The 12,872-nt window shown below is 54.5% G+C and carries 13 protein-coding genes; 11 read left to right on the forward strand and 2 right to left on the reverse strand.

The annotated features are described in order from the left end of the window. Positions 1 to 643: 643 nt before the first annotated feature. The 11 genes from K0J45_RS17270 to hemB all read left to right on the forward strand — a co-directional run bounded on the left by K0J45_RS17270 (position 644) and on the right by hemB (position 11,038). The gene (locus K0J45_RS17270) at positions 644 to 1,687 is read left to right on the forward strand and encodes a formimidoylglutamase (protein ID WP_220043453.1); all 1,044 of its coding nucleotides are present in this window, start codon (positions 644 to 646) and stop codon (positions 1,685 to 1,687) included. 213 nt (positions 1,688 to 1,900) lie between these two features. Continuing rightward, the gene (gene ubiE, locus K0J45_RS17275; protein ID WP_220043454.1) at positions 1,901 to 2,656 is read left to right on the forward strand and encodes a bifunctional demethylmenaquinone methyltransferase/2-methoxy-6-polyprenyl-1,4-benzoquinol methylase UbiE; all 756 of its coding nucleotides are present in this window, start codon (positions 1,901 to 1,903) and stop codon (positions 2,654 to 2,656) included. A 234-nt stretch (positions 2,657 to 2,890) separates the two neighbouring features. Beyond that, complete coding sequence (locus K0J45_RS17280) at positions 2,891 to 3,514, forward strand: ubiquinone biosynthesis accessory factor UbiJ (RefSeq protein ID WP_220043455.1); 624 nt, start codon at positions 2,891 to 2,893, stop codon at positions 3,512 to 3,514. Then, a complete protein-coding gene (gene ubiB, locus K0J45_RS17285; RefSeq protein WP_220043456.1) occupies positions 3,511 to 5,160 on the forward strand; it encodes a ubiquinone biosynthesis regulatory protein kinase UbiB in 1,650 nt (549 codons plus the stop codon). The genes K0J45_RS17280 and ubiB overlap by 4 nt, the downstream gene beginning before the upstream one ends. 60 nt (positions 5,161 to 5,220) lie before the next feature. Next, positions 5,221 to 5,451: a Sec-independent protein translocase subunit TatA gene (gene tatA / locus K0J45_RS17290; RefSeq protein ID WP_011867172.1), complete on the forward strand. Its 231-nt coding sequence runs from the start codon at positions 5,221 to 5,223 to the stop codon at positions 5,449 to 5,451. 6 nt (positions 5,452 to 5,457) lie between these two features. After that, entirely contained in the window at positions 5,458 to 5,856 is a 399-nt protein-coding gene (tatB, locus tag K0J45_RS17295) for a Sec-independent protein translocase protein TatB (protein ID WP_011867173.1), read from the forward strand. Positions 5,857 to 5,859: 3 nt separating this feature from the next. Then, positions 5,860 to 6,615 carry a twin-arginine translocase subunit TatC gene (gene tatC / locus K0J45_RS17300; protein ID WP_011867174.1) on the forward strand — a complete coding sequence of 252 codons (756 nt, stop codon included), beginning with the start codon at positions 5,860 to 5,862 and terminating at the stop codon, positions 6,613 to 6,615. A 111-nt stretch (positions 6,616 to 6,726) separates the two neighbouring features. Beyond that, on the forward strand, positions 6,727 to 7,266 hold the full coding sequence (locus K0J45_RS17305; RefSeq protein WP_220043457.1) for a hypothetical protein: 540 nt from the start codon (positions 6,727 to 6,729) through the stop codon (positions 7,264 to 7,266). Beyond that, entirely contained in the window at positions 7,266 to 8,075 is an 810-nt protein-coding gene (locus K0J45_RS17310) for a TatD family hydrolase (RefSeq protein ID WP_220043458.1), read from the forward strand. Before K0J45_RS17305 ends, K0J45_RS17310 begins: the two co-directional genes overlap by 1 nt. Beyond that, positions 8,062 to 9,930 (forward strand): sensor domain-containing diguanylate cyclase, encoded by a 1,869-nt coding sequence (locus tag K0J45_RS17315; RefSeq protein WP_220043459.1) that lies wholly within the window; start codon positions 8,062 to 8,064, stop codon positions 9,928 to 9,930. Before K0J45_RS17310 ends, K0J45_RS17315 begins: the two co-directional genes overlap by 14 nt. A 91-nt stretch (positions 9,931 to 10,021) precedes the next feature. Further along, the gene (gene hemB, locus K0J45_RS17320) at positions 10,022 to 11,038 is read left to right on the forward strand and encodes a porphobilinogen synthase (RefSeq protein WP_011867178.1); all 1,017 of its coding nucleotides are present in this window, start codon (positions 10,022 to 10,024) and stop codon (positions 11,036 to 11,038) included. Between the two features lie 75 nt (positions 11,039 to 11,113). On the opposite strand, the gene K0J45_RS17325 is transcribed toward hemB, so the two are convergent. After that, positions 11,114 to 11,674, reverse strand: a complete 561-nt coding sequence (locus K0J45_RS17325; protein WP_220043460.1) for a hypothetical protein — start codon at positions 11,672 to 11,674, stop codon at positions 11,114 to 11,116. Positions 11,675 to 11,898: 224 nt separating this feature from the next. Beyond that, positions 11,899 to 12,759, reverse strand: a complete 861-nt coding sequence (ubiA, locus tag K0J45_RS17330; protein WP_220043461.1) for a 4-hydroxybenzoate octaprenyltransferase — start codon at positions 12,757 to 12,759, stop codon at positions 11,899 to 11,901. Between the last annotated feature and the right edge of the window lie 113 nt (positions 12,760 to 12,872).

A 12,872-nucleotide genomic window follows, 5' to 3' on the forward strand; every position in this document is an offset into this window, starting at 1 on the left:
ATCCAGTATTTTTGGTTGGGAAGTAGTGAATTACATCATGAGGGGGGAGCGATAAAAATTTCTAAGCCAGAAAGTCCGTTAGTTACAACTCCACCGATAATTTGGTAACTCATTTTGAGACAAAACTAAGCCAGCATTTTAAGCCACCAGACGTTCCCAACACCATCCAATCGAAGAGGCGTTAGATACCCAGTGTAAACACGATTTTGGCCTTCGAAATCAGGGATGATTTCGCAGAGCCCACATGGATGTGCTCGAACAACCTCCCTGTTTAAAGGCCAGTTCGGCATCCATGCCTCTCGTTCGTAAGCACGAAGCTACGCTTCACTCACCGTGCCAAAATAGTGTTTGCACATAAGGTCGTTCTTTCACATCCATGTGATCACGACATTGGTATATCCTTATACTGCACCCACCGCAGGTGATAGATTGCCATGAAGGTACGACCCTCAAACATCCATCCAACACCTATGCCGCTACGGGCTAACATTCGAATCCCATCACCAGTTGTTCAAGCTGAATCCCCCAAAATCTAATCCAAAAAACTGAAATTTGTGCAGCCCACAAAAAAATCAAACTTTTCTAAATTTTATCCATTAAAATTACCCCACCTTTGCATCAACAACAAAAAACAGAACCCATAATGCAAACCCTAATTCCATTTACCGCCGAGCGTTGTCAGGGCTTTGTCGCCAAGCGCGAGGGCGAAACCAAGATTGGCCAGACAATTCATTGTTATGAGGGCAAGGTGCCGCTCAGCGAGCAGCTGACAAAGGCCAAGGCCGACGGCGTGCGCTTCGTCATCCTTGGAATAGGCGAAGATATCGGCCCCAGGGCCAACCTGGGACGCGGCGGCGCCGTCGATGGTTTCGAGGCCGCCATGGCGCAGTTTTGCAACTTCCAATCGAACCAGTTTCTCGACGGCGGCCACTGCCTGGTGCTGGGGCAGATCGCCACAGACGATCTACAACTGCCAGAAGGCAGCAGCGCGCAGGCCCTGAGGGAGAATGTCGACAAGCTAGATGAGCGGGTGATACAGGTAATCGGCGAGATCATGGCGGCCGGCCTGGAGCCGATTGTGATCGGCGGCGGGCATAACAACGCCTATGGCCTCTTGATGGCCACCAAGCAGGCAACAGGTAAAATGGTAGCAGCGGTCAACCTGGATCCCCACTCAGATTTTCGCCCGCGAGAGGGCCGCCACAGCGGCAATGGTTTTAGCTATGCCGCCGCCAGCGGCGCACTGGGACACTATCATGTGCTGGGGCTGCACGAGCTAAAAAACAGTCAGCAGACCCTGGAGCAGCTAACGGCTTTCGGCGGCAAGTGGCACACGCTCCAGGCCATCTGGGTCAGACGCGAGACAAGCCTGGAGCAGGCGCTCAAGACGATAGTCGAAGACCTCAACGCCAGCGATCTGCCGGTGGCGCTGGAGCTGGATCTCGACGCCATCACTAACATGCCCAGCAGCGCCTCGACGGCGGCGGGGATCCCCCTGCTCGACGCCCTCTATTACGTGAATCAGGTGGCCAGCAAGACGCCGGCCGCTTACCTGCATCTGGCGGAGGCGGCGCCAAGCTGTCACGTGGCGGGTGTCGAGGCCGGTCGCCGGGAGACGGGCCAGAGCATCGGCGAGTTGATCTACGCCTATATCCAGGGACGACTGGCACAACACCCCCTGGGGTAAGTCACTCTGCGCATTTGGCATATTGCTAATATTGTGCTGTAATGCGCTCCTCGTTTTTGAATCTCTGGTTGAAACTCTGCGCTATCACGCATTTTTCAATTAATTGTGCACGGATTATTTACATCGATCACAGAGTGATAGACCAATGATTCAGCAAACTGAGTCAATCACTTACACTCGCGGTTAACAGCAGCAATAAACAGGAAGCCAGCAATGTCAGAGGGCAGCTCAAACAGTACCCACTTTGGATATAAGACGGTCGATGCTGAGAAGAAAGCAGACCTAGTGGCCGACGTCTTTCACTCGGTCGCCGCCAAATACGACATCATGAACGATGTCATGTCCTTTGGTATTCACCGTCTGTGGAAGCGTTTTACCATCGAGAGTGCGGGTGCGCGTCCGGGCATGAAGGTACTGGATCTCGCCGGTGGCACTGGCGACCTAACCGCCAAGTTTTCCCATATAGTGGGCAACACAGGTCAGGTGACCCTGGCTGACATCAACGATTCCATGTTGAAAGTGGGCCGCGAGAAGCTGCGTAACCGTGGCGTTGTGGGTAACGTCAACTATGTGCAGGCAAACGCCGAGGCGCTGCCTTTCCCTGACAACCACTTCGATATCATCACCATCGCCTTCGGTCTGCGTAACGTGACCGACAAGGATGCGGCGATCCGCTCTATGCTGCGCGTGCTTAAGCCAGGCGGTAAGCTGCTGATCCTCGAGTTTTCTAAGCCACAGCACGACCTAATGCGTAAGGTCTACGATCTCTACAGCTTCAAGGTACTGCCTAAGATGGGCGATATCATCACTCAGGATGCCGGCAGCTATGAGTATCTGGCCGAATCTATCCGCATGCATCCGGATCAGGAAACCCTTAAAGGAATGATGATAGATGCCGGATTCGAGCAGGTGGAATACACCAATATGACAGACGGTATCGTCGCCCTGCACAAGGGTTACAAGTTCTAATATTGGTTCCAATACCAATTCTTATATCGAAAGAGGCCCCGCACAGTTGGGGCCTTTTTGTTGTCGCCTTTTTGTTGTCGCCTACTTTGGCCGCCTCGCCGCAATCTCACTGAATAAATGACATTTTTACCTAACCCTTTTGTCGCCAGTTTAGTGTAGAATAGCGTCACCTTTGCGCCGTCATCAGTTGATGATGAGCCCAGCAGCCACAGATTCTCAGGTCTTAGGTAACGCATGAAACGTGAAATTGCATTGCTGATCTGTGCGGCCCTCGAAACCGCACTCAAAAAAGTGACTCAGCAGTCTCCCGGCGCCTACGCCAAACTCCACAACCTGCAGGGGCGAGTACTCTGCCTCGAACTCAGCCAACTGGGCTGGCCCATCTACCTGTTGTTTGCCAAAGAGATTCAAGTCTTTAGTCAGTATGATGGCGAGGTGACTACCAAGGTGTATGCCGATCTGACCACCCTCTATAAGCTCACCGAGGGCGCCAACCTTACCGAGCTGATCAAGCAAGACAAGCTGACCCTGGAAGGGGATCTCAACCTGCTACAGAGCTTTAGCCACTTCATGCAACAGGTGGAGTTCGACTTCGCCGAGCCCCTGTCACGTTACATAGGCGATGCGCCGACTCACCTGCTCACCGAGGGCGCCAAGCAGCTAAAACAACAGCTGAGTCAGGTACTGAGCAAGAGCTGGGATCATATGGGCCAGCTGGCCACAGAAGAATATCGCCTGAGCCCACACAAGATAGAACTTGTTCATTTTAGTGATAGAATCGAGCAACTTGAGGCAGATACCAACGCCTTGAGCCAACGGATTGAGCGACTCATAAACAAGGCAAACAGCAACAGATGACAATCAAAAGCATGCGGCGCGCATACCAAGTCGTAAAGACGGTGCTTCAATATGGTCTGGATGATCTTATCCCCGCTAAGCTCAAACCCTGGTATTTCAGGCTGCTACGCTGGAGCTTCTTCTGGTTAACCAACCAACATAAAGACAAGGTGGGCGGCGAACGTCTCAAGCTGGCGATGCAGGAGCTGGGCCCCGTCTACATCAAGTTTGGTCAGATGCTGTCGACCCGCCGGGATCTGCTCAGCGACGAGTGGGCCGAAGAGCTGGCCATGTTGCAGGACAGGGTGCCCCCCTTCGATTCCGCCATCGCCCGCGCCCAGATAGAGGCCGAACTCGGCGCCCCCATAGAGACCTATTTCGATAACTTCGACGACACGCCACTGGCCTCGGCGTCTATCTCCCAGGTACATACCGCCACCCTCAAGTCTAACGGCGAAGAGGTGGTGCTCAAGGTACTCAGACCTAATGTGGAAGAGAAGGTCCACGCCGACCTGCTGCTGATGACCCAGAGTGCCCAGGTGCTGGAAACCCTGCTTGGCCACGGCAACCGCCTGCGCCCCGCCGAGGTGGTAGAGGATTATCGCACCACAATCGAAGGCGAACTCAACCTCAAGCTCGAGGCCCTCAACGCCATCAAGCTGAGAAACAACTTCATCGACTCGGGCGCCCTCTACATCCCTAAGATGTATGAAGAATTTTGCTTTACCCGCCTGATCGTCATGGAGCGCATCTATGGCGTGCCCGTATCCGACAGGGCGGCACTGGAAGCCCAGGGCACTAACCTTAAGCTGCTGGCGGAGCGCGGCGTCGAGCTCTTCTTCACCCAAGTATTTCGCGACAACTTCTTCCATGCCGACATGCATCCCGGCAACATCTTTGTCAGTACCGAGCATCCGCAGGATCCTTTCTACATAGGGCTGGACTGCGGCATCATGGGCACCCTCACCGAGCAGGATAAGCGCTACCTAGCTGAGAACTTCCTCGCCTTCTTCAACCGCGACTATACCCGTATCGCCCAGCTCTATATCGAGTCGGGCTGGGTGGCGGCCGACACAGATCTAGTCGCCTTCGAGCAGGCAATCAAGGTGGTGTGCGAGCCCATGTTTAACAAGCCGCTGGATGAGATCTCCTTCGGCCACGTGCTGCTTGAGCTATTTCGCACCGCGCGCCGTTTCGACATGGTGGTGCAGCCACAATTGGTGCTGCTGGAGAAGACCCTGCTCTATATCGAAGGCCTGGGACGTCAGCTCTATCCTCAGCTGGATCTCTGGCAGACGGCCAAGCCTTTCCTGGAAAGCTGGATGGCGGAGCAGATGGGTCCCCTGGGCATGGCGAAGAAGATCAAGAAGCAGTTCCCTTATTGGACAGATAAGCTGCCGGAGCTGCCTGAACTTGTCTATGACAACCTGAAGATGGGTAAAAACTTCGTCAACAGTCAGAATCAGCTGCTGGATCGCTACCTGAAGCAGCAACAAAAAGCCCATAAAAGCAACTACCTTTTAATCACATCAGCAGTTTTAGTGATCTGTGGCAGTATTTTGTTTTCCCAAAACGCTACACTATGGGCCTCTTATGCTTGTATCGGCATCGGCGCAACCTTGTGGTTACTCGGATGGCGATCTAGACCAAAGAATCGCAAATTTTAGCTAGCACTAAATAACCAAAGGGTCATAATAGGACCAGTATTACATCAAGAGGAAAGTTACATGGGTGGCATCAGTATTTGGCAACTTCTTATCATTGCTTTAATCGTTGTTTTGCTTTTCGGAACTAAGAAATTGCGCTCTCTAGGTGGTGACCTCGGCGGTGCTGTTAAAGGCTTCAAGAATGCTATGTCTTCTGAAGATGAGAAGAAGGCTATCGAAGACACCAGCGCAGAAAAAACAGCTCAGACTGAAGAGAAAAAGACTGAGTCCAAGGATAAAGAACAGGCGTAATTCCTTATGTTCGACGGTATCGGCTTTATGGAGCTGCTGTTGATTGGTGTTTTGGGGCTGGTCGTACTCGGCCCCGAAAGACTACCGGTCGCAGTGCGCTCAATTACAGGCTGGATTCGTGCCATGAAGCGCATGGCTAACTCGGTAAAAGACGAGCTGGAGCAAGAGCTTAAAATTGAGCAGCTGCACGCAGATCTTAAGAAGGCAGAAAGCCAGGGGTTAAAGAACCTCTCCCCCGAGTTACAGGATTCAATCGATCAATTAAAAGAAGCAGCCCAATCTGTTAATCGTCCCTATAAGGTAGAAGATATTGCCACTGGCAGCGAACCCGCCAGCAGCGAGGCGAAACCTGCAGAGACCACGACAGCCAAGGCCAGCAATTCAACCGAAAAATCTGACGGGTAGTTCATGTCGCAACAGCAGCCGTTAATCAGCCACTTGCTTGAGTTACGCAACAAGTTGCTCAAAGCCATTGGCAGTGTCCTCCTGGTCTTTATCTGCTTAGTCTACTGGGCAAACGATATCTATCACTACATGGCCACGCCGCTTATGCAGGCGCTACCCGAGTCCAGTAGTATGATTGCGACCGATGTGGCCGCGCCCTTCTTTGCTCCCTTTAAACTAACGCTGATCCTGGCGTTTTTTATCGCCATTCCCTATGTCTTGTACCAGATCTGGTCCTTTATCGCGCCAGGCCTCTACAAGCATGAGAAGCGTCTGATGGTGCCGCTGCTGGCCAGTAGTACCATACTCTTCTACCTGGGTATCGCCTTCACCTACTACATAGTATTTCCCGTGGTGTTCGGCTTCTTCACCAGCGTGGCCCCCGAAGGGGTGCAGGTGGCGACCGATATCAGCAGCTACCTGAGCTTCGTGCTTAAGCTGTTCTTCGCCTTCGGTCTGGCGTTCGAGATCCCGATCGCGGTGATCTTGCTCTGTTGGGCGGGGGTTACTACGGTTGAAGATCTCAGAGCGAAACGTCCCTATATTATTGTCGGCGCCTTCGTGGTCGGCATGCTGTTAACGCCGCCAGATATCATCTCGCAAACCATGTTGGCCGTGCCTATGCTGATATTGTTTGAGGGGGGATTGATTGCCGCGCGTTTCTACAGTAAAAAGGACTCTGACGAAGACGAGCTCTCCGAGCAAGACAACGCTGAGTAATAAAACTGAACCTTGCTGCAAGCTATCCGGCAACGGATAGCTTGTCGTTATTTATTACCCCATCATCAGCCTGTCTCGCCGCGAGCCCTCCATAATAAAAAGGAACTCTATATGCGCTTAAGTTTTGCGGCACCGACCAGCTGGATAGCACTCTCTACTCTTCTCTTCTCACTCAACGCCTCTGCCGGTATCGAGCAGCAACTCAGCCAATGTGCGGCTCACCAGGACAAGCTCGACCGACTGATCTGTTACGACAACTTGGCAGCCAAGGTAGGCTATAAGTCTCAGGCCAACAGCCATGTGGCGCCCGTCTCTAAACCAGCTCCTGCAGCACAACCTAAGCCAGCACCACAGGCCGCTGCCGTCGTAGCCAGCACGCCGGCCGCATCGGAAGCCAGTTTCGGTAAGGTGCAGAAGGTGGAAAAAGTCGAACTGGATAAGGTGAACCTGACGGTGGCATCGGTGCAGAAAAACGCACACGGTGCACTGACCATCACCTTTGACAACGGCCAAGTATGGAAACAGAATGATTCTCGTCGCTTTCGACTCAAAGCCGGCGACAAGGTCTACATAGAGAAGGGTGCCCTAGGCTCTTTCCTGTTGGGTAAGGAAGATGCCAACGCAACCATCAGGGTCAAGCGCATCGACTAATGCCCAGCTACATAGACATAGCTGTCAACCTGGTTGGCAGCCCGTTAGAACAAGAATGTGACACGCTAATCAGTGATGCGGCGGCCCAGGGGGTTTCGCCGCTCATTGTTATTGGCTCTAGCCTAGATGAGAGCCAGCAGGCGATCGACTGCGCCGCCCGTTACCCAAACGCCCTCTACACAACCGCAGGGGTACACCCGCACCATGCCAGCGAGTGGGACGGCGCTAGCCGTGAACGACTCATACAGCTGGCTAGGCAGCCAGGCGTTGTGGCCATCGGCGAGTGTGGCCTGGACTATAACCGCGACTTCTCGCCCCGGCCGAAACAGCGCGAGGCCTTCGAGGCCCAGCTGGCCCTGGCCGTCGAGTTAGAGATGCCTGTGCTGATGCATGAGCGCGATGCCCATGAAGACTTTGCCGCCATACTGCAGAACTTTCGCCCGCAGCTTAAGGGCGCCCTGCTGCACTGCTTTACCGGCAATCGCGCCAGCCTGGAGCGCTATATCGAGCTGGATCTGCACCTTGGGATCACCGGCTGGGTGTGCGACGAGCGCCGCGGTCAGGAATTGGCCGAGTTGGTGGTCGACATTCCCGCCGAGCGCATCATGATAGAGACTGACAGTCCCTATCTGCTGCCCCGCAGCATGCGACCCAAGCCAAAGTCGAGCAAGAACAAGCCGCAATACCTGCCCTACATCAGCCGGGTCATCGCACAGTTCAGGGGCGAAACTGAGGATGCCTTTGCCCGTCAGGCCTATCACAACAGCTGCGCCTTCTTCGGCCTAGAAGCGGACTATGAGCCCCTTTAAGCTGTTGTTACTATTGATCACCCTGAGCTTCCCCGGCTTTAGCCAGGGGGAGTCGCTGCTGGCGGTCAATAAAAACCAATCTATGGAGCTCGCCTCCTGGCTCTATTATGTGCAGGACGATTCGCTGACCAGCCTGGAGCAGGTCAGTAAGTTAAGCTCCAGCCACTGGCAACGACTGACCCCGGAATTTAACCAGCACCTGGGGGTAGAGCCTTTCTGGGTCAAGATAAGCCTCTACAACGCCACAAATTCCCAGATGCGGCGCTATCTCAAGCTAGGTAACCCGCACCTGAATAAGGTCAGCCTGTACCACCTACAGACAGGTAAGCCGGCGGTATACCTGGAGATGGGCGACAGCTATCCGTTCAGCCAACGGCCCATCATCAACAACGATTTCCTCTATCGTTTCGAACTGGCGCCCGAGGTGGTACACACCTTCTATATTCGGGTCGATACCGAGGGCAGCGCCAACCTGCCCATCTCCCTGCTGTCACCGGACCATATCGTCAAGGCCACTGAGACTCAGTCCCTCTATCAGGGATTCCAGCTGGGCGCCCTGATGGCGATTGGCCTGTTTAGCCTGTTTATCGCACTCACCTCGCGCTCCTACAGTTACAGCTACTACTCTGGCTATGTCTTGTCGGTGACCCTCTTGGTGGCCAGCCTGCATGGGCTGTCGTTTCGTTATCTCTGGCCCAACTGGCCCGTGCTGCAGGCGGTGATGATCCCCATACTGATCCCGATCGCCCTCACCTTCGTGTTGATGTTTTCCGAGAAGGTGCTGCAGCTCAAGTACCACAACCTCAAGATGTTGAGGCTCTGTCGATACAGCGCAGCTACCGGGCTGTTTCTCACCTTAGTCACGCCATTTTTAAGCTACTCTGTGGCCCTCAAGGTCAACATAGTCGCCGTGCTGATCACCACCAGCATGTTGATGCTGATCGCCCTGCTGCTGAGCCTGCGAGGCCACAAGCTCGCCAGGCTCTACACCCTGGCCTGGTCGGGAATGCTCATAGGCTCCTTCGTTACCGCCATGATGTATCTGGGGGTCATCTACCTGCCCATCATGCATCAGACACCTATCATGGTCGGCCTGAGCTTCGAAATCGTCTTCATGGCGGCGGTATTGGCGATCCGCTACAACGACGAGCGTAAAGCCAAGCTCAAGATCCAGCAGGAAGCCTTGCTGCAGGCTCAGCGGATCCGTCAGGCACGGGAGGAGGCGCTGCAGGTCGAGGCCGACAGCAACGAGCGTCTGGAGCAGATGGTGCAGGAGCGCACGTTAGAGCTCGAGATCGCACTTCGAGAATTAAATGAGGCCAACCAGAAACTTACCGAACAAAACACGGTCGATAGTCTCACAGGCGTGAAAAACCGCGCCGCCTTCGAGAAACGCCTGCAGGCCGAAGGCCGCCTGAGTCGTCGTCAACAGACGCCGCTGGCGATCCTCATGATAGATATCGACCGCTTCAAGGCGATTAACGACACCTATGGCCACCTGGCCGGGGATCAGGCGCTCAAGACCATAGCCCAGGCGTTAAAGGAAAAATTAAGACGCCCAAGTGATCTGGTATCACGTTTCGGTGGTGAAGAGTTTGCTATGATACTGCCTAATACCTCCTGTGACGGGGCACTACAGGTGGCGGAGCTGATGCGCAGCACCGTCTGTGAGTTGCCACTGGCATGGGGAGAGCAGGCTATTCCGCTCACCATCAGTATCGGGATCTGCGCCGAAGTGATCGTCGATGATCAGCACACTCAGCTGCTGGTCGACCAGGCAGACAAGGCACTCTATCGTGCCAAGCATGAGGGCCGAAATCGCGTATGCGTCTATTCGCCCGAACTCGAAGAATAAAGTAACCGACTTAGTGGCTATGCCCCATCCACGGATGAGCTGTGAAGTGTGTAGCCCAATAAAGCAAACAACCCTAAATTAGGAGTCGAATGTGAACATCATTACCAGTGCTTTCCCTCAGCGCAGAATGCGCCGCATGCGTAAACACGATTTTAGTCGCCGTCTGATGGCCGAAAACCAGCTGTCGGTGAACGACTTGATCTACCCTATGTTCGTGCTCGAAGGTAATAACCGTACTGAGCAGGTCGCTTCAATGCCAGGCATCGAGCGCTACTCAATCGATCTATTGCTCAAGGAAGCGGAAGAACTCGTTAAGCTTGGGATCCCTCTGGTGGCCCTGTTCCCTGTGACCCCTGCCGAGAAGAAGACCCTGATGGCCGAAGAGGCCTACAATGCTGACGCACTGGCGCAGCGCGCGGTACGCGCCCTGAAAGAAGCCTTCCCACAACTTGGGGTGATGACAGACGTGGCGCTGGATCCCTTCACCACCCATGGTCAAGACGGCATCATTGACGAAGACGGCTATATCCTGAACGACATCACCACAGAGATCTTGGTGAAGCAGGCCCTGTCTCACGCCGAGGCTGGTGCCGATATCGTAGCGCCATCGGACATGATGGATGGCCGTATCGGTGCCATCCGTCAGGCGCTGGAAGCAGCGGGTCACGTGAATACCCAGATCATGGCGTATTCGGCCAAGTACTCCTCTAACTACTATGGTCCCTTCCGCGATGCGGTCGGCTCTGCCGGCAACCTCAAGGGCGGTAACAAGCACAGCTACCAGATGGATCCGGCCAACAGCGACGAAGCGCTGCACGAGGTCGCGCTGGACATTCAGGAAGGCGCCGACATGGTGATGGTGAAGCCTGGCATGCCGTACCTGGATATCGTTAACCGCGTCAAGACAGAGCTTGCCGTACCTACCTTCGCCTATCAGGTGAGCGGTGAGTATGCCATGCACATGGCAGCCATCGAGAATGGCTGGCTGGCCGAGAAGGCGATCGTGATGGAGTCACTGCTCTGCTTCAAGCGCGCCGGTGCCGATGGCATCCTGACCTACTTCGCCAAGCGTGCCGCCCAGTGGCTCAAAGAAGCCGATAACAAGTAAGGCTATCTCTTTAAAAAAGCCAGTGACGCGAGTCGCTGGCTTTTTTGTTTCTGCGCGTGAATTTTAGGATGACAGTTAACGGCTGGCGGCCAGCGCCAAGCCCTCATCGTCGAACAGCTGCTCCACCTTGACGATACAGGGCGCCTTGAGGGTATAGCGATTGCTGCGATAGGTGTAGTGATACTCGCTCCAGTAGATGGAGAGCCGCAGGTGGGCGTCGGGATGAAACTGATTCTGAGTATACAGGGCGCGGTAACAGCGGGCGCTGGGAAGATAACCTGAGTGATACAGCTTGATGGCTCGCTCATCCAGGCTGATCTCGCGGTAATCTATGCCATGCTTGGCCACGTTAGAAAACTGATAGTCGCCGTAGTGAAAGTTGCCCTCTACCACCTCAAGCTTGGCGCCTCTTACCAGCAGGTCGCTGAGCTGACTCACCTGAAGACGGCTCTGCGCGCAAAGCGTTACTAGGCCGCCACTGACGATCAGCACCAGGGCCCAGCGCCAGAGTCCCAGTGGCCACCAATGGCCAATCAGCAGACTCAGCAGCAAGATCCCCAGGCCGATACCCAGCAAGACCAGCTCATAGAGCTGCCACTCACCCACCTCAAACACCAGATTCGAATATGACATCATCCCTTGCCTCACCTCAACGCTGCGCCCATTGAGCTTTCCTGTAGCCTGAGCTATTGCGTTAAGTAAGTGTAGAAGGCGATAGCCTTCTTGGCTCGTCAGACAAGATGCTATAGGGAGATGATGTCAGTTTGGTGAACGGGCTAACTTGGCGAGACAGGCATTAAAAAAGCCATGACTCCGCTACTATAAGCAGTGCCATGGCTTTGTTTTTCATCCTAAAGACGTTAGATGAGGTAATCGGCGCCCAGAGCCACGAAGAGCACCATGCCGGCCCAGTTATTATTTAAGAAGGCCTGCAGGCAGGGGGCGCGCTCGCGGTCGAAGATCAACTTCTGCTGGTAGAGGCCGAAGCCGATGAAGGTGAGGATCCCCAGGGCGAAAACCAGGCCGCGATCGGCGCTGAGCCCCGCCATGATGAAACAGCCGAGGGCAGCCAGCTGAAACAGGCCGATGATCTGCCGATCGAAGCGGCCAAAGAGGATCGCCGTCGACTTGATGCCCACCTTGAGGTCATCGTCTCTGTCCACCATGGCATACATAGTGTCGTAGGCCACCGTCCAGCACCAGTTGGCGGCAAACAGCCACCAGGCTTCTACCGGCACTGTGCCTAGCTGCGCCGCATAGGCCATAGGGATCGACCAGCTCCACACCACGCCGAGGAACATCTGCGGCATGTTGGTGAAACGTTTGGTGAAGGGGTAGATGATGGTCAATATGATGCCGACGAAGGAGAGCTGCACCACCAGCGGGTTGAGCATCAGCACCAGGGCGAAGGCCAGCAGGCCCATCACCACGAACAGGATAAGCGCCTCTTTGACCGTCACCTCACCACTGGCCAAGGGGCGGCTCTTGGTGCGCTCCACATGGGAGTCCAACTTACGATCGGCATAGTCGTTGATGATACAGCCACAGGCGCGCATCACCACCACACCAATTACGAAGATGATCAGCACCTTAAGATCCGGCATGCCGCCGGCCGCCAGCACCAATGCCATCAAACATGGCCACAGCAGCAGGAAGGTACCTATGGGTCTATCCATCCGCGCCAGACGCAAATAGGCGTCCAATTTATCCCTTAAGCTCATTTTCTAGGCTCTCCTAACGACTGCTTTGGCCTTTCGATTTATGTGGGCAAGCTCATCAAAATACTCTGGCATTATGACTGACACCCTAAGAGTTTCAAGCGCTTTATCACCCC

It is taken from the genome of Shewanella alkalitolerans (assembly GCF_019457575.1).
In the GTDB taxonomy this organism is placed as follows: Bacteria; Pseudomonadota; Gammaproteobacteria; order Enterobacterales; family Shewanellaceae; genus Shewanella; species Shewanella loihica.

Excerpts from the sequence above, each read along its gene's own strand:
- ubiA (WP_220043461.1), bottom strand. The coding sequence starts at position 12,759 with ATGAGCTTAAGGGATAAATTGGACGCCTATTTGCGTCTGGCGCGGATG.
- tatC (WP_011867174.1), top strand. The coding sequence starts at position 5,860 with ATGTCGCAACAGCAGCCGTTAATCAGCCACTTGCTTGAGTTACGCAAC.
- K0J45_RS17315 (WP_220043459.1), top strand. The coding sequence starts at position 8,062 with ATGAGCCCCTTTAAGCTGTTGTTACTATTGATCACCCTGAGCTTCCCC.
- K0J45_RS17325 (WP_220043460.1), bottom strand. The coding sequence starts at position 11,674 with ATGATGTCATATTCGAATCTGGTGTTTGAGGTGGGTGAGTGGCAGCTC.
- K0J45_RS17305 (WP_220043457.1), top strand. The coding sequence starts at position 6,727 with ATGCGCTTAAGTTTTGCGGCACCGACCAGCTGGATAGCACTCTCTACT.
- tatA (WP_011867172.1), top strand. The coding sequence starts at position 5,221 with ATGGGTGGCATCAGTATTTGGCAACTTCTTATCATTGCTTTAATCGTT.
- ubiB (WP_220043456.1), top strand. The coding sequence starts at position 3,511 with ATGACAATCAAAAGCATGCGGCGCGCATACCAAGTCGTAAAGACGGTG.
- K0J45_RS17310 (WP_220043458.1), top strand. The coding sequence starts at position 7,266 with ATGCCCAGCTACATAGACATAGCTGTCAACCTGGTTGGCAGCCCGTTA.
- K0J45_RS17270 (WP_220043453.1), top strand. The coding sequence starts at position 644 with ATGCAAACCCTAATTCCATTTACCGCCGAGCGTTGTCAGGGCTTTGTC.
- ubiE (WP_220043454.1), top strand. The coding sequence starts at position 1,901 with ATGTCAGAGGGCAGCTCAAACAGTACCCACTTTGGATATAAGACGGTC.
- tatB (WP_011867173.1), top strand. The coding sequence starts at position 5,458 with ATGTTCGACGGTATCGGCTTTATGGAGCTGCTGTTGATTGGTGTTTTG.
- K0J45_RS17280 (WP_220043455.1), top strand. The coding sequence starts at position 2,891 with ATGAAACGTGAAATTGCATTGCTGATCTGTGCGGCCCTCGAAACCGCA.